Annotated in this window: 19 protein-coding genes; 7 read left to right on the top strand and 12 right to left on the bottom strand. The window is 65.4% G+C overall.

The window, feature by feature from the left end:
- The first annotated feature begins 25 nt into the window (after window positions 1–25).
- The 5 genes from K0F86_RS23835 to K0F86_RS23815 all read left to right on the top strand — a co-directional run bounded on the left by K0F86_RS23835 (window position 26) and on the right by K0F86_RS23815 (window position 5,715).
- Window positions 26–2,449 (top strand): TonB-dependent receptor, encoded by a 2,424-nt coding sequence (locus tag K0F86_RS23835; RefSeq protein ID WP_219136635.1) that lies wholly within the window; start codon window positions 26–28, stop codon window positions 2,447–2,449.
- A gap of 350 nt (window positions 2,450–2,799) precedes the next feature.
- A complete protein-coding gene (locus tag K0F86_RS23830) occupies window positions 2,800–3,138 on the top strand; it encodes a DUF3649 domain-containing protein (RefSeq protein ID WP_219136634.1) in 339 nt (112 codons plus the stop codon).
- On the top strand, window positions 3,135–4,754 hold the full coding sequence (locus tag K0F86_RS23825; protein WP_219136633.1) for a PepSY domain-containing protein: 1,620 nt from the start codon (window positions 3,135–3,137) through the stop codon (window positions 4,752–4,754). The genes K0F86_RS23830 and K0F86_RS23825 overlap by 4 nt, the downstream gene beginning before the upstream one ends.
- Entirely contained in the window at window positions 4,754–5,107 is a 354-nt protein-coding gene (locus K0F86_RS23820; protein WP_219136660.1) for a DUF3325 domain-containing protein, read from the top strand. Before K0F86_RS23825 ends, K0F86_RS23820 begins: the two co-directional genes overlap by 1 nt.
- Window positions 5,108–5,118: 11 nt before the next feature.
- Window positions 5,119–5,715: a TonB-dependent receptor domain-containing protein gene (locus tag K0F86_RS23815; RefSeq protein ID WP_219136632.1), complete on the top strand. Its 597-nt coding sequence runs from the start codon at window positions 5,119–5,121 to the stop codon at window positions 5,713–5,715.
- On the opposite strand, the gene K0F86_RS23810 is transcribed toward K0F86_RS23815, so the two are convergent.
- The 9 genes from K0F86_RS23810 to K0F86_RS23770 form a co-directional block, all read right to left on the bottom strand.
- Window positions 5,706–7,520 (bottom strand): bifunctional diguanylate cyclase/phosphodiesterase, encoded by a 1,815-nt coding sequence (locus tag K0F86_RS23810; protein WP_219136631.1) that lies wholly within the window; start codon window positions 7,518–7,520, stop codon window positions 5,706–5,708. The genes K0F86_RS23815 and K0F86_RS23810 overlap by 10 nt on opposite strands.
- 168 nt (window positions 7,521–7,688) lie before the next feature.
- Window positions 7,689–9,302, bottom strand: coding sequence for a methyl-accepting chemotaxis protein (locus K0F86_RS23805; protein ID WP_219136630.1), 1,614 nt, complete (start codon window positions 9,300–9,302; stop codon window positions 7,689–7,691).
- A gap of 226 nt (window positions 9,303–9,528) precedes the next feature.
- A complete protein-coding gene (gene xylB / locus K0F86_RS23800; protein ID WP_219136629.1) occupies window positions 9,529–11,004 on the bottom strand; it encodes a xylulokinase in 1,476 nt (491 codons plus the stop codon).
- 36 nt (window positions 11,005–11,040) lie between these two features.
- Complete coding sequence (locus K0F86_RS23795) at window positions 11,041–11,919, bottom strand: AraC family transcriptional regulator (protein WP_219136628.1); 879 nt, start codon at window positions 11,917–11,919, stop codon at window positions 11,041–11,043.
- Window positions 11,920–11,949: 30 nt separating this feature from the next.
- Window positions 11,950–13,086, bottom strand: coding sequence for an ABC transporter ATP-binding protein (locus K0F86_RS23790; protein WP_219136627.1), 1,137 nt, complete (start codon window positions 13,084–13,086; stop codon window positions 11,950–11,952).
- A gap of 2 nt (window positions 13,087–13,088) precedes the next feature.
- On the bottom strand, window positions 13,089–14,129 hold the full coding sequence (locus K0F86_RS23785) for an NAD(P)-dependent alcohol dehydrogenase (protein WP_219136626.1): 1,041 nt from the start codon (window positions 14,127–14,129) through the stop codon (window positions 13,089–13,091).
- Window positions 14,130–14,143: 14 nt separating this feature from the next.
- Window positions 14,144–14,971, bottom strand: coding sequence for a carbohydrate ABC transporter permease (locus K0F86_RS23780; RefSeq protein WP_219136625.1), 828 nt, complete (start codon window positions 14,969–14,971; stop codon window positions 14,144–14,146).
- Complete coding sequence (locus K0F86_RS23775; protein WP_219136624.1) at window positions 14,959–15,849, bottom strand: carbohydrate ABC transporter permease; 891 nt, start codon at window positions 15,847–15,849, stop codon at window positions 14,959–14,961. Before K0F86_RS23775 ends, K0F86_RS23780 begins: the two co-directional genes overlap by 13 nt.
- Before the next feature lie 111 nt (window positions 15,850–15,960).
- Window positions 15,961–17,241 (bottom strand): sugar ABC transporter substrate-binding protein, encoded by a 1,281-nt coding sequence (locus tag K0F86_RS23770; RefSeq protein ID WP_219136623.1) that lies wholly within the window; start codon window positions 17,239–17,241, stop codon window positions 15,961–15,963.
- A 359-nt stretch (window positions 17,242–17,600) separates the two neighbouring features.
- On the opposite strand from K0F86_RS23770, the gene katG reads away from it, so the two are divergent.
- A complete protein-coding gene (katG, locus tag K0F86_RS23765) occupies window positions 17,601–19,784 on the top strand; it encodes a catalase/peroxidase HPI (protein ID WP_219136622.1) in 2,184 nt (727 codons plus the stop codon).
- A gap of 75 nt (window positions 19,785–19,859) precedes the next feature.
- On the opposite strand, the gene K0F86_RS23760 is transcribed toward katG, so the two are convergent.
- From K0F86_RS23760 to K0F86_RS23750, 3 genes are read right to left on the bottom strand one after another with little or no spacing between them, the layout of a single operon-like run.
- Window positions 19,860–20,387 carry a GNAT family N-acetyltransferase gene (locus K0F86_RS23760; RefSeq protein ID WP_219136621.1) on the bottom strand — a complete coding sequence of 176 codons (528 nt, stop codon included), beginning with the start codon at window positions 20,385–20,387 and terminating at the stop codon, window positions 19,860–19,862.
- A complete protein-coding gene (locus K0F86_RS23755; protein ID WP_219136620.1) occupies window positions 20,384–20,902 on the bottom strand; it encodes a GNAT family N-acetyltransferase in 519 nt (172 codons plus the stop codon). Before K0F86_RS23755 ends, K0F86_RS23760 begins: the two co-directional genes overlap by 4 nt.
- A 36-nt stretch (window positions 20,903–20,938) precedes the next feature.
- Window positions 20,939–22,213: an amidohydrolase family protein gene (locus tag K0F86_RS23750; protein WP_219136619.1), complete on the bottom strand. Its 1,275-nt coding sequence runs from the start codon at window positions 22,211–22,213 to the stop codon at window positions 20,939–20,941.
- Window positions 22,214–22,594: 381 nt separating this feature from the next.
- On the opposite strand from K0F86_RS23750, the gene K0F86_RS23745 reads away from it, so the two are divergent.
- Window positions 22,595–23,494, top strand: a complete 900-nt coding sequence (locus tag K0F86_RS23745) for a phasin family protein (RefSeq protein ID WP_219136618.1) — start codon at window positions 22,595–22,597, stop codon at window positions 23,492–23,494.
- Window positions 23,495–23,783: the final 289 nt, after the last annotated feature.

Raw genomic sequence — 23,783 nt, 5'->3', positions numbered from 1 at the left:
ACAAATTAACCTGGAGAAATGCAACATGTGGTCCCCCCGCCTCAATTTGACACCCGCCCCCCTCGCCCTGGCCGCCATGCTGGCCATGAGCAACATTCCCCTGGCACAGGCGCAAACCTCGTCACCCGTCAAACTGTCCATCGCCGCCCAGCCGCTGGGCCAGGCCCTGAATGAACTGGCGCGGCAAGCCAATCTGCAACTGCTGTTTTCGCCCGAGCTGGTGGCCGGCAAAACGGCGCCCGCCGTCAGCGCCACCCTCAGCGTGGCCGACAGCCTGGAGCGCCTGCTGGCCGGCAGCGGCCTGCAAGCGTCCATCAACGGCAATGCCGTCATCATCAAGGCGGCGCCCAAGGCCACGGGCGAGACGGCGACCCTGGCGGAAATCACCGTCACGGCCAATGGCGAGCGCACGGCCACCAGCGAGGGCACGGGTTCTTATACGACGCGCGCCGTGACCCTGGCGGGTGCCGAGCGCTCGCTGCGCGAGACGCCGCAATCGGTGTCGGTGGTCACGCGCCAGCAGATGGACGACAAGAACCTGTTCACGCTGGACCAGGTGCTCGAGCAAAGCACGGGCCTGACGCGCATGAACCGCAGCTTCGGCTCGCATGAATTCCTGTCGCGCGGCAATGCACTGTCTTACCTGATCGATGGCATGCCCGGCATTTCCGACAATGCCACGGGCTGGCTGATCCCCGACATGGCCGTGTATGACCGCGTGGAAATCCTGCGCGGCTCGGCCGGCCTGATCGTCGGCGCCGGCACGCCGGGCGGCGTGGCCAATCTGGTGCGCAAGCGCCCGCGCGCCGAAGCGCACGCGGACGTGACGGCCACCGTGGGCAGCTGGCAGCAGCGCCGCGTGGAACTCGATGCGGGCGCGCCCCTGAACGCGGCCGGCACCGTGCGCGGCCGCGCGCTGGTCGCCTATGAAGACCGCGATTACTTCTATGACGCGGCGCACAGCCGCATGCCTCTGTTCTACGGCATCGTCGAAGCGGACCTCGACGCCACCACCACCATGCGCGCCGGCGCGCGCCGCCAGCACACGGTCACGGACGGCTACTGGCTGTTCGGCCTGCCCCGCTACAGAGACGGCGCCACCTTGCAGATCCGCCGCTCGACCTCGCTGGCACAGGACTGGAACCGCCACGACGCCACCATCGGCGAACTGTTCGCCGACCTCGAGCACCGCTTTGGCGGCGACTGGACGACCAAGCTTGCCATCAACCGCACCTATGGGGCCTTCGACCAGCAGGCGGGCATCGTGCGCGGCAGCATCGCCCCCGCCACGCAGCAAGGGGCGCGCCTGTACACGGTCAATTACCGCAAGCAGGATATCGTCACCACAGGCCTGGATGCCAACGTGGGCGGCAGCTTCCAGGCCTGGGGCGGCAGGCATGAGGTACTGCTGGGCATGAATGCCTCGCGCGCCGTCACCGACGACCATGCGGCCTCGACTTCGCCCGGCCTGCCGTTCGACGTCTTTCATCCGAACAATACGCTGCTCGCGCAGCCCGCGCATCCGGCCTGGGACTCGCTGCCGCACTTGAACGAGCAGCATTACGGCGCCTACGCCAGCACGCGCTGGGAACTCAAGCCGCAGCTGCACCTGCTGCTGGGCGGCCGCCTGAGCTGGTTCGACAAGCAGACCACGGGCAAGCTGGCGACCGACCCCGTCAGCCGCTACAAGGAAAGCCGCGAATTCACGCCGTATGCGGGCCTGGTGCAGGACCTGGGCAAGCAATGGTCCGTGTACGGCAGCTATGCCAGCATCTTCCAGCCGCAGAGCCTGTACTACACGCTGGGCGGACAGCCGCTGAAACCGGTCGTCGGCGATACCTATGAGGCGGGCGTGAAGGGCGAGCTGTACGACGGGCGCCTGAACCTGGCGCTGGCCGCCTTCCGCATCAACAAGCGCGACACGGCCGTGTACGACGAGGCCAGCAATGACGATTGCCTGAAGTGGGACATGACGGGCAGCTGCTACCGCAATGGCCGCCCCATCCGCAGCACGGGCATCGACGCGGACGCCAGCGGCGAAGTGCTGCCGGGCTGGCAGCTGTCATCCGGCTACACCTACAATATCGCGCGCGGCGAAGGCGACGAGACGCCGCCCACCGTCACGCCGAAGCACATGCTGCGCGTGTCGACCAGCTACCGCCTGCCCGGCGAGTGGAAGCACTGGACGGTGGGTGGCGGCGTCTCGGCGCAAAGCGGCTATGTCTATCGGGCCGATGACAATCCCGACGTGCGTTTCCGCAACGGCGGACGCGCGGTGTGGGATGCGCGCGCTTCGTACGTGTTCAACCGCCACTGGAGCGCCAACCTCAGCATCGCCAACGTAACGGACAAGACCTACTGGGCCGCCACGGGCGAATTGCGCCGCGGCAATTACTTCGGTGAACCGCGCAACATCATCCTCACCGTGCGCTACACGCCGACGCTGTAGGCACTGACTTTCAACGCCGCCGCATGCCTGCGGCGGCGTCATTGCCATACCGCACTCTTGCATGTCTCACAACCTCACATTATAATAAGAATAGTTCTCATTCACATTTGGACTCCAGCCGGAGTCCGCCTCCCGCATTTCCCGCCTGCCATCCATCCATCCATCGGCCGGCACGGCATGGCTGGTGCGCAGCTGGATGACACGCTGCGCCAGCCAGGCATCCTCGCCAAGCAAGCCTTCCCATATCCATCACCACAATAAGGAGGTTTCATGGCACCAACATGTACACTGGCCGCCGCGGTTTCTCCCGCCGCTTCCGCCCCGCAGTCCGGCAAGGATCACGGATGACCATGCACGCACCTGCCGCACTTGAAAAAATCGCGCGCCTGCGCCTGTCCGCTGGCGCGCGCTACCGCCTCGGCGTGGCGTCGCGCAGCGTGGCCGCCATCGTTGGCGGCTATGTGCTGGCCGCGCTGGTCACCATGCTGCTGTCGGTGAGCCTGCCCATGGCCCGTTCCGAAGCCGTCATGACGGCCACCCTGCTATCGTTTGCCATCTACACCTGCGTGGTGATGTGGGTCTTCGCCACGCGCAGCGCCCTGCGCGCCTGGCTGGGCCTGCTGATTCCCGCCGCCGTCATCGCCGCCATCCTGCAGTCGATGGACGCACTATCCTGGAGTCTCGCATGAAAGAAGGTTTTCGCCAGTCGATGGCATGGCTGCACACCTGGTCCGGCCTGCTCGTCTGCTGGATCTTGCTGCTGGTGTTTTGCGCCGGCACGGCCAGCTACTACCGCAATGAAATCACCTTGTGGATGCAGCCCGAATTGCACGGCGCCGCCGCCAGCCAGGTCAGCACCGAGGAAGCGGCCAAGGTCGCGCAACAAGCGATGCAAGAGCGCGCCACGGGCGCCACGCGCTGGTTCATCAGCCTGCCCGGCGAGCGCAATCCCGCCACGCAGCTGGGCTGGAGCAAACCCTCGAAGCCCGGTGAAAAGAAGCGCGGACGGCGCGGCAATTTTCATAGCGAAAAAGCCGACCCGGCCACGGGCGAGGTGCTGTCCAAGCCGCGCGAGACGCGGGGCGGCGAATTCCTCTATCGCCTGCATTTCGACCTGCACTACATGTCGGCCATCTGGGGCCGCTGGATCGTGGGTTTCTGCGCCATGTTCATGTTCGTTTCCATCATCAGCGGCATCGTCACGCACAAGCGCATCTTCAAGGACCTGTTTACCTTCCGGCCGAAAAAGGGCCAGCGCTCGTGGCTCGACGCGCACAACGTGACGGCCGTGCTGGCCCTGCCCTACCACATCATGATCACCTACACGGGCCTGGTCACCCTGATGTTCCTGTACATGCCGTCCGGCGCCACGGCCGCCTACAAGGGCGACCAGGATGCCTTCTTCGCCGAAGCGTTTCCCGGCCGCTCGGGCGACAGCAAGCCGGCCGGCGTGGCCGCGCCGCTGACGCCGATCGCCCCCCTCGTGCGCCAGGCGGAACAGCACTGGGGCGGCAAGGTCGAACGCATCTCCGTGAATCATCCGGGCGACGCCAACGCCACCATTTCGCTGACGCGCGCCGGCGGACGCGACATGTCGTCGAAGCAGCCATCGATGGAGTTCGACGGCGTATCCGGCAAGCTGCTCTCAAGCGATGGCGACGCGCAGCCCGGCGCGGCCGCCACGCAGGGCGTGATGGTCGGCCTGCACGTCGCGCATTTCGGCGGGCCGCTGCTGCGCGCCCTGTTCTTCCTGTCCGGCCTGGCCGGCTGCGCCATGGTCGCCACGGGCGCCCTGCTGTGGGCCGTCAAGACGCGCCAGAAGCAAGCCAAGGCGCTGGCCGCCGGCAAGCGCGCCAGCTTCGGCCTGCGCCTGGTCGAAGCGCTCAACATCGGCGCCATCGCCGGCATCCCGATCGCCTTCGGCGCCTACTTCTGGGCCAACCGCCTGCTGCCGGTGGCGCTGGAAGAACGCTCGAAGGAAGAAATTGCCTGCTTCTTCGGCGCCTGGGCCCTGGCCGCCCTCATCGCCCAGCTGCGGCCCTCGCGCGCCATGTGGCGCATGCAGCTGGCCGTGGGCGCCTTCCTGCTGGCGGCGCTGCCCGTGCTGAACGTCTTCACCACCAATTCGCACCTGGGCGTGACCCTGTTCCTGGGCCGCGGCCCCGTGGCGGTGGCCGCCTTCGACCTGGTGGTGCTGGCGCTGGGCCTGGGCCTCGCGTATGCGGCGTTCAAATTGAAACCGCTGCCCGCGAAGGCGGCCAAGGCGGCACCCGTAAAACCGGCGCCAACGATGGAGGCCGCGTGATGGAACTGTTAGCCAATTTCCTCGTCTTCGCGCTGTGCTATGCGGGCCTGTCCGCGCTGTGCCTGGCCATGGACCGCCACTACGCCGACCTGCACGGGCGCGGCGCCGAACCGCCCGCGCCGCTGCGCCGCCGCCTGCAGTGGGGCGGCTGGCTGGCGCTGGCGGCCGGACTGGCCTGGGCCATGCACATCGCCGGCGGCGGCTATGGCCTCGTCTACTGGGTCGGCAGCCTGACGGGCTGCGGCTTGCTGCTGATCTGGCTGCTGCCCTATGCGCCGCACCAGGCCATGCGCCTGGCGCGCATCATCGGCGTGGCCGCCGTGCTGGCCGCCGTCGCGCTGGCAGTGCTGTAACGATCATGGCCATGCCACCCCTGCTGCCCACGCAGCTGGAAAGCCATTACCGCGCACACCACGGCTGGCTGGCGCACTGGCTGCAGCGGCGCCTGGGCAATGCTTTTGATGCGGCCGACCTGATGCAGGACACTTTCATCCGCCTGCTGGCCGGTGCCCCCGCGCAGCCGCAAACGCCGGCCACCACGCGCGGCGTCGAGGCGGAAGTCTCGGGCCAGCTGCGTCCCGACTGGCAACTGACGGCCAGCTATGCCTACAGCCGCATCCGCAACGCCGCCGGCGCGCGCATCCAGACCAGCCAGCCGCAGAGCATGGCCAAGCTGTGGACCACCTGGCGCCTGGCGCAGGGCGTGCCTGGCCTGGTGCTGGGCGGCGGCGTGAACTGGCAGAGCGATATCTACATGGATGACCGCGGGCCGCATGGCGAACGCTTCACGCAGAAGGCGTATGCGGTGGCGGGGCTGATGGCGCAGTATCAGGTCAGTGCGCAGCTGCTGGCGACCCTGAACGTCAATAACGTCTTCGACAAGCAGTACTACTCGACGGGCATGGGCGGCTACTACGGCGATCCACGCAACGCCATGCTGTCGCTGCGCTATCAGTTCTGAATGGCTTCACTACTTTTGAGCAGCACCTCGATGCCCTCGGGCGCCATGGCGCGGCCCAGGTAGTAGCCGAACGCCTCGTCGCAGCCCATCTCGGCGAGCAGTTCCAGCTGCGCGCCGCTTTCCACACCGCCGGCGATGCTGCGCAGTCCGAGCGTGCGCGCCATCGCCACGATGGCGCGCACCATGGCGCCGTCGCCACCGGGCTTGCCCAGGTCGTCGACGAAACACTTTTCGATCTTCACGGCATCCGTGGGAAAGCGTTTCAGGTAATTGAGCGACGCGTCGCCCGTGCCGAAATCGCTGATGGCAATCGCCATGCCCAGCTGGCGGAACTGGCGCAGTATCAGTTCGCAGTTCTGGTTGCGGTCGATCAGGATGCCGGCGGCGATTTCCAGCTCGATGCAGTGCCCCGGCACGCCGGCCGCCTCCAGCGCGGCGGCGAAATTGCGCGCGATATCGCGCTGGTAGAACTGGCGTGCCGACAGGCTGACGGACACCGTCAGCACCTGCCCCCGCGCCATCCAGCTGCGCGCCTGTTCCACCGCCGTGGCCAGCACCCAGGCGCCCACCGGCAGGATCAGGGCGCTTTCCTCCAGCACCGGCAAAAAGTCGAGCGGCATCATGAGGCCCAGTTCCGGGTGTTTCCAGCGCAGCAGCGCCTTCACGCCCGTGATCGTACGCGTCTTCAGGTCCATGCGCGGCTGATAAAACAGGGCGAATTCGTTGCGTTCGAGCGCATGGCGCAGGGCCGTCTCGAGGATGGTGCGCGAATACGACTGCGTCTGCATGCGCGCGGCGTAGCGCAAACAAGTGCCCGGCGCGTGGCGCTTGGCCGCGTACATGGCCAGGTCGGCCTTCTCGATCAGCGCATTGACGTCGTCGTCATCGTCCGGGTACAGGGCCACCCCCACGCTGGCGGCCACCGACAGGCTGTATTCGCCGATGACGAAGGGTGCGGCGATGGCGGCGACGATCTTTTCGGCCACCCGCTCGGCATCGTGCGCCGTGCGCAGTTCCGTCAGCAGGATGATGAATTCATCGCCGCCCTGGCGTGCCACCGTGTCGACCTTGCGCACGCACTGCTGCACCCGGCGCGCGAACTCCGTCAGCACCTGGTCGCCCACGTCGTGTCCCAGGCTGTCGTTGATGGACTTGAAACGGTCGATATCGACGAACAGCACGGCCAGCAAAGCCTGGTGGCGGCGCGCGTAGGCGATGCCGTGCTCGAAGCGGATCTGGAAATGCAGGCGGTTCGGCAAGCCTGTCAGGCCGTCGTGGTGGGCGATGAATTCCAGCTGCTGCTCGGCGCGCCGGCGCGCCGATACATCGTGCAGCAGCAGCACCGCGCCGCCCTGCGCCAACGGCGCGCAGCTGTACTGCACGTCGATGCGCTTGCCGTCGAGATGGCGCAGCAGCACGGCGCCGCGCGCCACTTCCAGCACTTCCTGCCGCGCCACGCAGTCGCGCACCTGGCGCGCCGCATCGACGGGCGCGCCGTCATGAAACAGCGGCAGCAGCTGCGTCACGGGCTGGCCCAGGCCGTCGTCACCCAGCAGGCCACCCATGCCGCTGGCGCGGGGATTGAGGTACTGCACCACGCCATCGTGGTCGGTGCCGATGACGGCTGCCGGCAGCGCGTGCAGCAGCGCCAGCGCATCCGCCATGCGCTGCGCCTGCGCCGCCTGCAGCACCACGCCGATCGCATGGCGCATGCGCCACATGCGCGCCGCCTGCCACTGGCAGGCCAGCAGCGCGCTCAGCACCACGGCCAGGGTCAGGCACAGCGCCAGCAGCAGCGCCGTCATGCGTCACCCGGCAGGCGGAAAGTGAAGAACATGGTTTTCCTTTGCAACGCGCGCCATGCGGCCGGGCGCAGATCCATGCGGAAAGGAAATAGTATAAGAATTTCGGCGCGATATTTGCCTGATCGGACGCCGCTTGACTGGCATCAAGCGGCGCGGGGCGGGCCTGCGTCAGGTCAGCGACAGTCTCCGGGTCGGCGCGGCCACGCCGGGAACCGCATGCAGTTTGAAGATGCTGACGGCGTCGGCCAGGCTGGCCGCCTGCTGCTGCAGCGCGTCCGCGGCGGCGGCGGCCTGCTCCACCAGGGCCGCATTCTGCTGCGTCACGCCATCCATCTGGCTGATGGCGATGCTGATCTGCTCGATGCCGTCGCGCTGCTCCACGCTGGCTACGGCGATCTCGCCGATGATGGCGTTCACGCGCTGCACGCTGCTGACCACATCGTCCATCGTGCGCCCCGCCTGGCCCGCCAGCACGCTGCCTTCTTCCACCGTGCGCACGGATTCGCCGATCAGCTGCTTGATTTCCATGGCCGCCGCGGCCGACCTGTGCGCCAGGCTGCGCACTTCGCTGGCCACGACGGCGAAGCCGCGTCCCTGCTCGCCCGCGCGCGCCGCTTCCACGGCCGCATTCAGGGCCAGGATATTCGTCTGGAAGGCGATGCCGTCGATGACGGCGATGATGTCGACGATGCGCTTCGACGAGGCATTGATATGGCTCATGGTCTGCACCACCTGCGCCACGGCCGCGCCACCGCGCTGCGCCACGTCGGACGCGCCGCCGGCCAGCTGGCGCGCCTGGTCCGCGTTGTCGTTATTCTGCCGTACGGTGGAGGTCAGCTCGATCATCGCGGCGGCCGTTTCTTCCAGCGAACTGGCCTGCTCCTCCGTGCGCGAAGACAGGTCCATGTTGCCGCTGGCGATTTCGCCCGACGCCGTGGCGATGGAGTCCGTGCCGGCGCGCACCCGTCCCACGATGTCGGCCAGGTTGCCGCTCATCGCCTTCAGGGCACGCAGCAGGTCGCCGATTTCATCGCGGCTGCTGTCGGCCACCACGGCGCGCAAGTCGCCGGCCGCCACTTGCTGGGCGATGCCGACGGCCGCGCCCAGCGGCACCGTGATACTGCGGATCAGCCACCACACGGTGATGGACCCCACGACCAGCGTCACCAGCACGGTGGCCAGCATGGCGATGCTGGCGCTGCGGTGCGCGGCCGTGTCCTGCTCCTTCATCTGCGCCATCAGACTGTGCGACTGCTTGCCGATAGTGGCGACGATGGCGTCGATCTGGCGCGTCGGTTCGCGGTCCATGCCCTTGACCAGCGCATCGACCGTGTGGGCGCTGTCGGCACGCGCGCCATCATACTGCTGCAGCGCCGCCAGGTAGCTCACGCCCAGCGCGTCGTGCGCCTGCAAGGCCTGCGCCACGGGCGCCGTATCGAGTTTCAACGCGGCCATCATCGCCTGCAAGCCGGCCAGTTCCTTGCGCGTCTGCGCGCCGCTGGCGACAAACGCTTCGCGGTAGCGCTGGAAGGCGGCCGCATCGCCGCCGCGCAGCAGGATGTTTTTCCATTCCTGCACCTGGATCTTGAATTCCACCTGCGCGCTGCGCGCCGCGTCGACCGCTTCCGTCAGGGCCACGGAGCGCTGCATGGCTTCCGTGCTGCGCGCGCTGGCCGCATCGAGCGCGCTCCAGCCGCGCACGCCAACGAACACCAGCGCAAGAAAGAAGAAGGCGCCCAACAAACCCAGGCGGACGGAGATTTTCAGATTCGCGAGTTGCATGTGTTTCTCCCGGCGGCAAGAACAGGATGGCAACAAAGGCGCCGCCAAATCTATCCATTTCTCACCAAATAGGGAAATCATGCGGCGCGCCCCGTAAAAAACCAAGCGGTGCTTTCGTTAGAGAAACACTTTCAGCACAGAAACAACAAATTACACGGGAAGGTTGACTGTCTGGCCATATTGCCGGGCTCGCAGCATGGTCGGGCCGGCAATCTTGTTGGCAACGCTAGCGCGCCGCCGCGGCCGCACCCGCGAACTCTTCGCGCAGCAGCGGATACAAACGCCGGTAGCGCGCCAGCCGCTCGTCCAGCATGGCGGATGCCTGCGGCGCGATCGTTTCCTGCACGGGCGGGCGCGTGCACACCTGCGCCGGCGACAAGCCCGTCACCGCCATCTGCGCCAGGCGCGCCGCGCCGAGGGTGCCGCCGGCCACGCCATGGTCGTGCCGCAGCACGTTCAGGCCCGACGCATTCGCGCACAACTGGGCCCAGAAGCGGCTGCGCGAACCGCCACCGACGAACGACGCTTCTTCCAGCTGCGTGCCGGCGCTGCGCAGGGCCGCATTGCCGTCGGCCATGGCAAAGGCCACGCCTTCCATCACGCTGTAGGCCAGTTCCGCGCGCCCATGCTCCGTCGACAAGCCAAAAAACACGCCGCGCGCCGTGGCGTCGTTGTGCGGCGTGCGCTCGCCGCTCAGGTAGGGCAAAAAGATCGGCGCCGTGCGCGCTTCCACGCCTTCGGCCAGCGTCACCAATTCTCCGATGTCGGACGACTGCGTCAGCCGCGCCACCCAACTGAGGCTGGATGCGGCGCTGAGGATCACGCTCATCTGGTGCCAGCGCCCGGGCAGGCAATGGCAGAACGCATGCACGCCCTGGCCCGGATTGGGCGCGAAGCCATCGCTGCCGGCGAACAGCACGCCGGAGGTGCCCAGCGACAGCAGGCCGGCGCCCGCTTCCACCACGCCCAGGCCCACGGCGGCGGCGGCATTGTCGCCCGCGCCGCCGGCCAGCACCACCGCATGCGCGATGCCCCACTCCTGGCACAGCGCCGGGCGTATCTGCGCGGCGGCGGCGCTGCCTTCGACCAGGCGCGGCATGTGTTCGCGCGAGAGGCCCGTCGCCGCCAGCATGCGCTCGGACCAGTCGCGTTTGGCCACGTCCAGCCACAGGGTGCCGGAGGCGTCGGACATGTCGGAGACGCAGTCGCCCGTCAGGCGCAGCGCCACGTAATCCTTGGGCAGCAGGACTTTACTGATGGCGCGAAACAGCGACGGTTCGTACTTTTGCAGCCACAGCAGCTTGGGCGCCGTGAAGCCGGGCATGGCCTGGTTGCCCGTGATGGCGCGCGACTCGGGCACCAGCGCTTCGAGTTCCACGCACTCGGCAAAGGCGCGCGTATCGTTCCACAAAATGGCCGCGCGCAGCACGTGCTGCTGCTTGTCGAGCAGTGTGGCGCCATGCATCTGGCCCGACAGCGCGATGCCGCGCAAGCCGGAAAACGCCACCGGCTGGGCGCTGCGGATGGCCGCGATCACGTCCAGCGTGGCGTGCCACCAGTCCTCCGGATTCTGCTCCGACCAGCCGGGATGGGGACTCGATACGCGCAGGCTCACGCCGCTGCTGGCGAGAATGGTTTGCGCGTCGTCGGTCAGGATGGCCTTGACTTCGGAAGTGCCGATATCGATACCGAGATATGTCACGATGGTTCCATGTATAAAAGTGATTAAAGCCGGCCGTCAGGGGAAGGACTCGGGCATGTTCATGTGCAGGCAGGAGCGAAATTTCGACGGCGACATCCGCTTGTGGGCCAGGAACTGGCGATTGAAATTGGACAGATTGTTAAAGCCCGTGCGGTAGCAGATATCGGTGACCTTCATGTCGGTATTCATCAGCAGCTCGCAGGCCAGCGCGATGCGCTCCTGGTTCACGTAATGGATGAAGGAGGTGCCCGTATGCTTGCGGAAGAAACGCGTGAACTTGAGCGTGTTCATTTCCGCCACGTCGGCCACGTCCTGCTCGCAAAAATCGAGCGTGATGTTCTGCTTGATATACGCCAGCACCAGGTTGATGGTCGATGACATGTAGCGCCCCGCCTGCGCCAGATAGGTGACGCTGGCCAGAGGTCGGCGTTCGCGGCAGTCGCACAGCTCGCCGAACAGGCGCGCGAACAGTTCCACCCGGCGCGGGCCTTGCGCCGTCGTCAGCTCGAACATCAGCGGCGCCAGGCGCAAGCCCAGCGCGTCGGGAAACTGCAAGCCCCTGCCCGCCTCGCCCAGCAGGGTTTTCAGGGGCCCCATTTCCGGGAACAGCAGCGCGCAGCGGTCGATGAATTCACCGGAAAACTGCAGCACCAGGTCGCGCGCGGGCAGGCTCACGCCCTCGGCCAGCTCACTGACCCAGTTGTGCGGCAGGTTCGGCCCCGTCAGCACCAGGTTGCCCGGCGCGTAACTGCCGATATGGTCGCCAACAAAGAACTTGCCGGTCGACGTGGTGATGATGTGCAGTTCGTACTCGGGATGGAAATGCCATTTCGCCACCACATGCGGATAGCCGTGCGCCCACGCGCGAAACGATTCGTGTATCGGTTTGTGGATCAGTTCCAGGTCAGGCGTCACGGCGGTTCCCTTGCACAGTCTCGGTGGTGCCTATTCTAATACTTCAGCACTTACCGCCAGGGCCAGCTCGGTGTCGGCATCGAACAGATGGATGTGTTCTTCGTCGAAGGCCAGCGCCAGCATCTGGCCCACCTGGGCCGCGCTGTTGGCGGCGTTCGCCGGCAGCAGCGCCGACAGGGTCAGTGCACCGCACTGGAAGCTGATCAGCGCTTCCGCGCCCAGCAATTCCACCAGGTCGATCACGCATGCAAGGCCATGGCTTGCGCCGCCGCCAGGCTGCTGATCCTGCGGCGTGGCGGCGCGCAAGTGGTTAGGGCGCAAGCCGAACACCACCCGCGTGCCCGACTTGAGCGCCGCGAAACGGGGCGACGTCAATGGCCAGCGGTAGCCGGAGCAAATGAGCAGGGTGCGCGCGCCGTCGCTCTCGATCACGCCGTCGATGAAATTCATGGCCGGCGTGCCGATGAAGCCGGCCGCGAACAGGGTGCGCGGATGGTTGTACAACTGGGCCGGCGTGCCGATCTGCTCGATATGCCCGCCTTTCATCAGCACCACGCGGTCGGCCAGGGTCATGGCTTCCAACTGGTCGTGCGTCACGTACAGGGTGGTGGTGCGCAGGCGGCGGTGCAAGCGCTTGATGTCGGCGCGCAGCTGCGCGCGCAGCTTGGCGTCCAGGTTCGACAGCGGTTCATCGAACAGGAATACCTGCGGCGTCTTGATCATGGCGCGCGCGATGGCCGTGCGCTGCTGCTGGCCGCCCGACATGGCGCGCGGCTTGCGATCGAGCAGGCTGTCCAGGCTGAGGATGGCCGCCACCTCGCGCACGCGGCGTTCGATCTCGTCGTTCGGCACCTTCAGGCGGCGCAGGCCGAAGGCGATATTGTCGTACACCGTCATGTGCGGATACAGCGCGTAGTTCTGGAACACCATCGCCACGTTGCGCTCGCGCGGCGGCAAGTCGTTGACGACGGCCCCGCCGATCAGCAACTCGCCACCGCTGATGTCTTCCAGTCCCGCGACCATGCGCAGCAGGGTCGATTTGCCGCAGCCCGATGGCCCCAGCAGGACGATGAATTCACCGTCGTCTATCTCCAGGTCGAACGGCTGCAGCACCGCGGTCTTGTGGTCATAAGTCTTGTGCAGCTGCCTGCAGGCGATATTTGCCATGATCAGTCTCCTGCCAGTTCAATTTGTATCTTGACGTCGCGCGGGTGGCCCTTGGCCGCCTCCTCGAACGCCCGCACGCCGTCGGCGAAGTCGAAGGTGCGCGAGATGAAGGGCTTCACGTCGATCTTGCCCGAGGCCAGCAGCGCGATGGCGCGCGGGAAGATGTTCGCGTAGCGGAACACGGACTCGATGCGCGCTTCCTTGGCCTGGATGGCGACGATATCGAAGGGCACCTTATCGGGCGGCATGCCGACCAGCACCAGGCAGCCGTTGGGGCACAGCAGGTCGATGATGTCGTCGTAGGCGCGCATGCTGCCGCTGGCCTCGAAGACGATGTCGGCGCCCCAGCCTTGCGTCAGCTCGCGCACGCTATCAAACAGGCTGGCATGACGCACGTCGAGCGTGGTCACGGCCGGATTGCCGGCGAACAGCGCCAGTTTTTCCGGCACCAGGTCGGCCAGGATCACGCGCGAGCAGCCGCCCGCCAGCGCCGCCAGCGCAGTCATCGCGCCGATGGTGCCGGCGCCGATCACCACGGCCACGTCGCCCGGCTTGATGGCCGCCTTCTTGGCCGCCTGCAGGCCGATGGCCAGCGGTTCGACGATGGCGCCTTCGCCGAAGCTGACGTTGTCGGGCAGCTTGAAGGTGAACGCGGCCGGGTGCACCACATACGGCGTGAGACAGCCATGGATGGGCGGCGTGGCCCAAAAGCGCACGGCCGGGTCCAGGTTGTACAGGCCGCGCATGGTGGCTGGCGAATCGAAACGCGGCACGCCCGGTTCCATGCACACGCGGTCGCCCACTGTCAGGTGCGTGACTTCCGCGCCCACTTCGGCCACCACGCCGGAAGCTTCGTGGCCCAGCACCATCGGCGCTTCGACGGCGAAGGGGCCAATTTTGCCATGTTTAAAGTAATGTACATCGCTGCCGCAGATGCCCACCGTGTGTATCTTGATTTTCACGTCGCGCGCGCCGACGACGAGCGGCATGTCGATGTCGCGCAAGGTGATTTTTTCCGCCTGTTCCAGTACGAGTGCTTGCATGATGGTTTCCTTGTTTATTTATGTTTGAGCATGGAGTTGAGCAACCGCCCCAGGATGCCGACGAACAGCAGTGGCGGCAGCGCCAGCAGCACGGTGGACGCGTTCACCACGCCCCACGGCACTTCCTGGCCCATCGAGGTAAAGGCCGACGCCACCACGGGCAGGGTCATGCTCTTCGACGAGGTGAGCGCCAGCGCGATCATCAGCTCATTCCAGACCAGCACGAAGCTGAAGACGATGCCGCCCATCAGGGTCTTCGAGGCCACCGGCAGGGCCACGTGCCAGAACACCTGGTAGGGGCTGTAGCCGTCCAGCGCCGCCGCTTCCTCGATCTCTTTCGGGATACGGGCAAAGGCGGGAATCGACAGCCAGATGATGGTCGACAGGGTCACCAGCAGATACGTCACCACCATCGACAGGCGCGAGTCGTACAGGCCCAGGTCGATCCAGATCGAGATCAGGGGAATGGCGACGGCGACCGGCGGCAGGAAGCGCAGGGAGAGCAGGAAGAACTGGATATCCTTCTTCGCCGGGATCGGATAGCGGGCGATCGCATACGCGGCCGGCACGCCCAGCACGGCGCCGGCAAGCACGGCCAGGCCGACGATGGCCACGCTGTTGCCCAGGCCCGTCAGCACTTCCGGGCTGGCCAGCACCTGCTGGTAATTGGCCAGCGTCGGGCTGAAGAAAAAGCGCGGCACGGGCGTGACGATGTCCATCAGCTCCTTGAAGGAGTTGAGCACGGCCCACAGGATGGGGAACAGCGCCACCAGCACGATCAAGGTGGTGACGGCGGTGGTGGCGACGGCGCCCAGGCCGCGCGTCATAGTCAGTTTTCCCATTTGGCGACCCGCTTCCAGAGTAAAGTAAAGATGATGGTCGTGGCCAGCATCATCAGCACGGCCATGCTGGACGCATACGAGACCTTGCCCATCAGGCCGATGCCTTGCGCATACGCATACATGTCCAGCGTTTCGGTGGCGATGCCGGGGCCGCCCTTGGTCATCACGTAGATCAGGTCAAAGGAACGCAGCGACTCGACCATCTTGATGAACACCAGGCTCATGATGGGCACCTTCAGCATCGGCAGCGCGATATACGCATACACCTGCAGGGTGCCGGCGTAATCGAGGCGCGCCGCTTCCAGCGGTTCGGTGGGCAGCGTCTCCAGCAGTTTCAGGATGACGGCGCCGAAGAACAGGCCCCACTGCCAGATGTCGACCAGCGCCACCGCATACAGCGCCGTGGCGGGGTCGGACAGCAAGGCGCTGCCGCCCAGGCCCACGCATTCGAGCAGCCAGTTGAGGATGCCCATCAGGGGCGAATACATGAACTTCCAGATGAAGGCGGCCGAGACGCGCGGCAGCAGCACCGGCACGATCAGCAGCAGCGCGAGAAGATCGCGCGTGCGGCCCTTGATCCTCTCGAACAGGAACACGGCCAGCAGCACGCCGACGACCAGCGAGCCGGCCACGGTGACCACTTCCCAGATGGCCGACACCTGCACGGCATTGAGGAAGCGGCGGTCGCCGAACAGGCGGAGAAAATTGGCCAAGCCCACGTACTCGCTGTCGCTGTAGCGCAGCACGCGGTTTTGCAAGGCCAGGTTGATGGCGGCGATGCTGGGCACCAGGCCCAGGATCAGCAGGACCAGCAGCGGCAGGGTCAGAAAGACGGCCGGCAGCCAGGTATGGCGTTTTTTACGGATGGAGTGTGGCATAAGGATCAGCTTTCAGGCGAGGATAGGCAGGCGCTGGCTTTAACCCCAAGGCGAATACCGGGGTCGGACCCTCAGGGTCCGACCCCAGCTGTTCCGATGTTGGGGTAAAAATTACTTACGCTTTTGCGCCCGCTGCATCACTTCGGTCGCGTACTCGTTGGCCTCATCGAGCGCGCTCTGCACGTCGCCGCGCGTGCCCGTAAACACCTCCTCCAACACGACGCCCAGGTTGTCGCCGATGTCCGGCCACTCGGGGCTGGGCCAGATGGTGACGCGCGAGACGGGCGTGGTGTCCGTCAGGCCCGCCTGGATCTGCGGCTTGACGTGCTTGCGGAAGTACTCGCTGGCGATGGTGCTGCTGCGGTTGTAGTCGCTGAAGACGTTGTCCTTCAGGCGCGCCTGTTCCTGCTCCTTGCCCGTGGCCCAGGCGATGAACTTGCCGGCCGCCTGGCGCGTGCATTCATCCTTCGCGCCCGTGGCGGAGATGGCCAGGCCGTGGCCGTAAGCGGCCGACGGCAGCGGCGATGGCGGGCGCACATAGCCGACCTTGTCGACCACCGAGGATTTTTTCGGGTCTTCCATCCAGTCGGCGAACGGCGTCGACTCGATCATGAAGGCCACCTTGCCGGACCTGAATGCTTCGAGCGCATTGCTCCAGTCGTAAGTGGCGCCGCCCGGCGGCGAATACTTGAACAGCTCGCGGTACAGGGTGGTCGCCTTGACGGCCTGCGGCGAATTGAAAGTGGGCACGCCATTGTTTTCCCATTTGCCGCCGGCGGCCAGCATGAACGGCGCCCAGCGCCAGACATTCATGCCCGAGCCGCGCTGACCGCGCGCCGCCCAGCCGTAAACATTGGGCGGATTATTCAGTTTTTTTACGGCGGCGACCAGTTCGTCGAGCGTCTTCGGGACGGCGATGCCGGCCTTTTCCAGCAAGTCGCGGCGGTAGAACAGGAAGTCGCTGCCGCCGATCAGGGGCGCGAAATACGCCACGCCCTTGTAGGAAGCGACGGCGCGGCGGCCCGGCAGGAAGTCCTCGTAATCGGCGTCCTTGGGCAGGTATTTGAGCAGGGGAACGACCCAGCCGGCCGTGGCGAATTCGGCCACGTTGGCTTCGTCGATGTAATAGATCTGGTAGGAACCGGCCCTGGTCGAAGCGTCGAGCCTGGCCTTCGAGCGGCGGTCATTTTCGCCGAAATAGCTGATCTGGACCTTGGTGCCGTTTTTCTTTTCATACTCGGCCAGGGTCTTTTCCATCACCGTCAGCCCCAGGCTTTTTTGCGCCAGCACCTTGAGCACCGGCACCGAGCAGCTTTGCGCCGAGGCCGCCGACATCGACAGGCAGGCGGCGGACATGACGCCGCCCCATGCAATAGCAGTAACGATTTTCATCACGAGTCTCCATTTTTATAGTCCGGCGGTTTTCCACCGGTGAAGCAACTATAAAAATAAAGCGCCGGCGTCACCACTACAAAAGGCGCGGGTTTCCAAATACTATTTTTCACTTTCGCCAGCCGCGTACGCGTTGGCATCCGCCATGAACGGCCTGCGCGCCAACCGCCCTGACTCATAGTCAATAACTATTGCAATCATTAAAGTAATCAAGTTTCACATATTTACAACCAGGTATATAGTCACTCAGGCGATGGCAAGCAGCGCCTGAGCAATGACCTGAGCCGTCTGCCGCCTGTGCATGATTACCAGCACATCCCCCCTGCGCTCGCGCAGCCATACCACCCAGGAAAAAATCCATGTCAACTGAAGCAAAATGTCCGTTCTTGCACGTCGCCGGCAAAGGCACGGCAAACCAGGACTGGTGGCCAAACCAGCTGAACCTGAAGATGCTGCACCAGCAGGCATCGCAATCGGACCCCATGGGGAAGGATTTCAACTATGCGGCGGCATTCAAGAGCCTCGACCTGGAGGCCGTGAAGAAAGATCTGGTGGCCTTGATGACCGTCTCGCAGGACTGGTGGCCGGCCGACTTCGGCCATTACGGGCCGTTCTTCATCCGCATGGCATGGCACAGTGCGGGCACCTACCGCGCCGGTGACGGTCGCGGCGGCGCCGGTTCCGGCCAGCAGCGCTTCGCGCCGCTGAACAGCTGGCCCGACAACGTCAATCTCGACAAGGCACGCAGGCTGATCTGGCCTATCAAGCAGAAATATGGCCGCAAAATCTCGTGGGCCGACCTGATTGTCCTGACGGGCACCGTCGCCCTGGAATCCATGGGATTGAAAACCTTCGGCTTTGGCGGCGGACGCGTCGATGCGTGGGAACCGGACGGCGTCGACTGGGGCGCCGAAACCACCTGGCTGGCGGACGACAAGCGCTATGCCGGCGAGCGGGAACTCGACAATCCGCTCGCGGCCGTTCAGATGGGGCTCATTTACGTCAATCCGGAGGGTCCCGACGGCAATCCGGACCCGCTCGCGGCGGCCAGGGACATCCGCGAGACGTTCGCGCGCATGGCGATGGACGACGAAGAGACGGTTGCGCTCATCGCCGGCGGCCACACCTTGGGCAAGACGCACGGCGCGGCACCGCCGGTTCCCCACGTGGGACCGGAGCCGGAAGCGGCCGGCATGGAGGAGCAAGGCCTGGGCTGGAAGAACAGCTTCGGCACGGGCAACGGCGACGACACGATCTCGAGCGGCCTGGAAGTCATCTGGAGCCAGACGCCCACGCAATGGAGCAATAACTTCTTTGAAAACCTGTTCGGCTTTGAATGGGAGTTGACGAAGAGCCCGGCCGGCGCGCATCAATGGAAGCCGATGGGCGATGCGGGCGCGGGCGCCATGCCAGATCCGCGCGACCCGTCGAAGCGCCGCGCGCCGTCGATGCTGACGACCGACCTGTCGTTGCGCTGCGACCCCGCGTACGAAAAAATCTCGCGGCGCTTCCTCGCCCATCCCGATCAATTTGCCGATGCGTTCGCCCGCGCATGGTTCAAGCTGACGCACCGCGACATGGGTCCGATCACGCGCTATGTCGGCGCGGACGTGCCGGCCGAAGAGCTGATCTGGCAAGACCCGATTCCGGCGCTCGATCATGCCCTGATCGACGCGCTCGATATTGCCGCGCTCAAAAGCCAGGTCCTGGCATCGGCCCTGCCGGTGTCGCAACTGCTTGCCGTCGCGTGGGCGTCGGCATCGACCTTCCGCGGTTCCGACAAGCGCGGCGGCGCAAACGGCGCGCGCATTCGTCTGGCGCCGCAAAAGGATTGGCCGGCCAATCAGCCGGCGCAACTGGCGCAGGTGCTCGACATGCTCGAAGGTCTGCAGCGCGCATTCAACGGCGCGCAAGATGGCGGCAAGCGAGTCTCGCTGGCCGACCTGATCGTGCTGGCCGGCTGTGCGGGCGTCGAACAGGCGGCGAAAAATGCCGGACACGAGGTGCAGGTTCCGTTCACGCCGGGGCGCATGGATGCGTCGCAGGCACAGACCGATGCGGCCGCATTCGCGGTGCTCGAGCCGGTCGCTGACGGTTTCCGCAACTACATGCGGGGTCAGTATTCGGCATCGGCCGAAGTGTTGCTCGTCGATCAGGCGCAATTGCTGACGCTGAGCGCGCCGGAAATGACCGTGCTGGTGGGCGGCATGCGGGTGCTGAACGCGAATGCCGGACAGACGCCGCACGGTGTCTTTACCGACAGGCCGCAAGCGCTGAGCAACGACTTCTTCGTCAATCTGCTCGACCCGGCAACGCAATGGACGCCGGCAGCGGACGCGAAGGACGTGTTCGAAGGGCGCGACCGGGCGACGGGCAGACGCCGGTGGACCGGCACGCGTGTCGACCTTGTCTTCGGTTCAAACGCGCAGCTGCGGGCACTGTCCGAAGTGTATGCAAGTTCGGATGCGCGCGAGAAGTTCATCCACGACTTCATCGCGGCGTGGACCAAGGTGATGAATCTTGATCGCTTCGACCTGAAGTAAGCCTGGCAGACGCGCGCTCAATGGAGCGTGCGCAGTTTGGCGCCCCCGCATCCGGCGGCGGCGCCATTCGTATCGCTAATGGTGAAAATCCTTGCGGTAGATATTGGTATCCTTGCCCGCCGGCGGCAAGCGCGAAAAGCGCTCGAAGCGCAAGCCCAGTTTATTGAGCAAATTGATCGACGCCTGGTTCTGCGGCGAGGTGATGCCGTACAGGGTGGGGATGCGCAGCGTGTGCCGGGCATGCCGCACGATGGCCGCCGTCGCCTCCCAGGCATAGCCCTGGCCCCAGTAGACGGGCAGCATGGCGTAGCCGATGTCGGGGCCGGGCAGGCTGTCGCGGCGTATCATGCCGCCCATGCCGATGGCCGCGCCGTCGCTGCGGCGCTCGATAACGTAAAAGCAATAGCCATGCTCGCGGAACTGCGCCATCGGACCGGCCTCCAGCGCCGCGCGCGCCGCATCCACGGTATGGATGTTGCGGTCGCCGATATTGGCGATCCACGATGGTTCATTGATCAGCGCAAGGTAGAACGGCGCGTCCTCGGGCGTGAAGGTGCGCAGGCGCAGGCGCGGCGTCTCGATCACAGTGACGGCGCCGCTCATGCCGGCCACTGCATCGGATCGGTCAGCAGCTGGTACATCACGTAGGCGTCGACATAGCCCAGCTGCGCGTGGCGATAGGCCAGCGGCAGGGTGCCGATGATAGAAAAGCCCAGCTTTTTCCACAGGGTGACGGCGCCCAGGTTGGTGCTGACGACGAAGTTGAACTGCATCGCCAGGTAGCCCGCGCGGCGCGCTTCTTCCATGCAGTGCACGCCCAGCATGCGCCCCACGCCCACGCCCTGCGCGGCGGGATCGACCATGAACGAGGCATTGGCCACGTGCGATCCATGACCCGGCTGGTTCGCCACCAGCTTGTACATGCCCAGCAAGCGCTCGCTGCCCATCACGGCGACATGGCTTTGTATGCCGGGGCCGAACCAGTAGGCGTGGCACGCTTCGCGCGTAGTATCGGCGGGGAAGGTGTAGGTGTCGCCAGCGGCCACCAGGGTCTGGAAAATCGGCCACATGGCGTCGAAGTCGGCTTCCTGGGCCGGGCGGATATCAATTTCTTTCAAGGCGGTGCTCCCGATAACAAGTGATGGCCGATTGTATCAGCGCCCCAGGCGGAAGTTCACGCTGTCGGGCCGCCCCGGCAGGTGCAGGCGCGATTGCGCGCGCGGCGCCTCGCTGACGATTTTCCCGCGGCGCAGCACCAGGCGCCGCGCCGCGCGCAGGCGCAGCGCTTCCACCGTGGAGCCGCAATCGAGGATCAGCAAGTCCGCATGGCAGCCGGGCGCGATGCCGTAGCCGTCCAGGCCCAGGATGCGCGCCGGCGTCTGCGTCACGGCCAAAAAGCAGTCGTGCATCGCTTGCTGGCCCGTCATCTGCGCCACGTGCAAGCCCATGTGCGCCACTTCCAGCATGTCGCCCGAACCGAGGCTGTACCACGGGTCCATCACGCAATCGTGACCAAAGGCGACGGGAATGCCGGCGGCCAGCATCTCGGGCACGCGCGTCATGCCGCGCCGCTTCGGATACGTATCGTGGCGCGCCTGCAGGGTGATGTTGATGAGGGGGTTGGCAATCGCCGCCACGCCCGCCTCGCGGATCAGGGGCAGCAGCTTGCTCACATAGTAATTGTCCATCGAATGCATGGACGTCAGGTGCGAGCCCGTCACCCTGCCCTGCATGCCAAGGCGCTGGCTGTGGAAGGCCAGGGTTTCGATATGGCGCGACAGCGGGTCGTCCGATTCGTCGCAATGCATGTCCACCATCAGGCCCCGCTCGCAGGCGAATTCGCACAGCAGGCGCACCGATTCCGCGCCGTCTGCCATGGTGCGTTCAAAATGGGGAATGCCGCCCACCACGTCGACGCCCATGGCGATCGCGCGCTTTAAATTGTCGAAGGCGCCCGGGCTGCGCAGGATGCCGTCCTGCGGAAAGGCCACCAACTGCAAATCGAGATACGGCGCCACTTGCCGCTTGACGTCGAGCAGCGCTTCGACGGCCAGCAGGCGCGGGTCGCAGATATCCACGTGCGAGCGGATGGCCAGCAAGCCGCGCGCCACGGCCCAGTCGCAATACTGCAAGGCGCGTTGCACCAGCGCGTCCTGCGTCAGCTGCGGTTTCAGCTCGCCCCACAGGGCGATGCCTTCGAGCAGGGTGCCAGAGGCATTCACGCGCGGCAGGCCGTAGCTGAGCGTGGCGTCCATGTGGAAGTGGGCGTCGACGAAGGGCGGCGTGACGAGGTCGCCGGCGGCGTCGATCTCCTGCGCGCCCGTCACGGGCAAGGCGGGGCCGACGGCGGCGATACGGCCGTCCTCGATGGCGATATCGATGGCGCGGCGCCCGTCGGGCAGGCTGGCATTGCGGATGACTAGGTCCATGCGGACACTCCTTCGGTTGACATCTGTGTCTGGCGTTTCAGTTAATTGTCATTTCATATATTTCTCACGGATGCTGCAGTGCAAGAAACCAGCCACTGGCAAAAGCGTAGCCATAGATTTCCTGGCAACGCTTTGCGCCTGCGCAAACTTCCCGCAAATGCTGCCAGGCGCATGAATAGCGCAAACACACGGCGCACGCCCTTGAGAAAATAGCTTTCAACTAACTCGAATCACCGCTAGAATATTCATATTGCGTTGCATCATAAAAAGTCCATGATCAGCTTTTAACACGCTACCCACTTTACAAAACGCGGCCAACTCTGGTTTTCGGGATTTTGCAGAGCGTTTTGCCAGCATTTTAATCCGTACAAAGGAGTAAATATGTTTCCGCTTCCTGAACAATTTTCCAGCGCCGCCAAGTCGCAACTGGAAAGCCAGTTGCAAATCTTCAGCACCCTGACCAACAAAGTCTTCGAAAGCGCCGAGAAAATCATCGCCCTGAACCTGAACGCCGGCAAGGCCGCCCTGTCGCAGACAGCGGAAACGGCGCAGCACCTGCTGGCAACGCAGGACCCGCGCGACTTCTTCAGCTACAGCACCAGCCAGGCGCAACCGAATATCGAAAGCGTGCTGGCCTACAGCCGCCAGCTGTTCGGCATCGCCTCGGGCACCCAGGCTGAATTGCTGGCCTCGGCCAAGGCCCGCCTCGATGCGGCCGCACCTGCTGCCGTCCCGGCAGCGGCCAAGCCGGCGCTGGCCGCTGTACCTGCTACTGCGGCGCCTGCGCCCAAGCCGGCCGCCGCACCGGCACCGTCACCAGTGGCAGCGGCACCTGCGCCCGCCGCCAAGCCTGTGCCAGCCAAGCCGGTCGAAGTGGCCAAGCCGGTCGCCAAGGCAGCACCCGCCCCCGTTGCGGCTCCAGCAGCCAAGCCGGCGGCAGCACCGGCCAAGGTTGCCGAGAAGGCCGCCGACAAGCCCGCCGTGAAAGCCGTCGAAGCCAAGCCAGTGGCCAAGCCTGAAGCGGCCAAACCCGCACCGGCCCCCGCCGCGGCAGCAGCGAAAGTCGCTGCGCCAGCGCCAGCCAAGCCGGCCGCGAAACCATTTCCTTCCAGCAAACCAGTCGCCAAACCGGCCAGCGCCGCCGGCAAGACCGTGGCCAAGGCCGCCGTGAAGCATACCCCTGCGCCAGCCGCCAAGCCGGTAGCCAAGACAGCCCCCAAGGGCGCGCCATCGAAACAGCTCGACATGCTGGGCAGCGGCAAAGGCAACGGCCGCAAGTAAGAACGCCTATCAAAACCTACTGCGCGTCGTAATTTGCGCCCTGCGATGCTCACTGTACCTTCGTACAGTTGCGCTTCTCGGCCACAACTTCCTTCCGCTCGCTACGGTTTTGTTACGCGTTGCAAGCTCCGCGCACGCCACTGACGCAGCAAAACAACGGGCTACGGCCCGTTTTTTGCGTGCCCGTCCACAGCGCGCTTTTCCGCCCTGTTGTATCCTACGCGTACTTTCCGTCCGCGTGCCCGTCCTTCCGCCCCGCGACACCCCATTACTCAAAACAAAAGGTAAC

Origin of the sequence: Janthinobacterium sp. UMAB-60 (assembly GCF_900095235.1) — a bacterium.
Taxonomy (GTDB): domain Bacteria; phylum Pseudomonadota; class Gammaproteobacteria; order Burkholderiales; family Burkholderiaceae_D; genus Janthinobacterium.
Note: the sequence above shows the minus strand (reverse complement) of the source record. Positions and strands in the feature narration are given on the sequence as shown.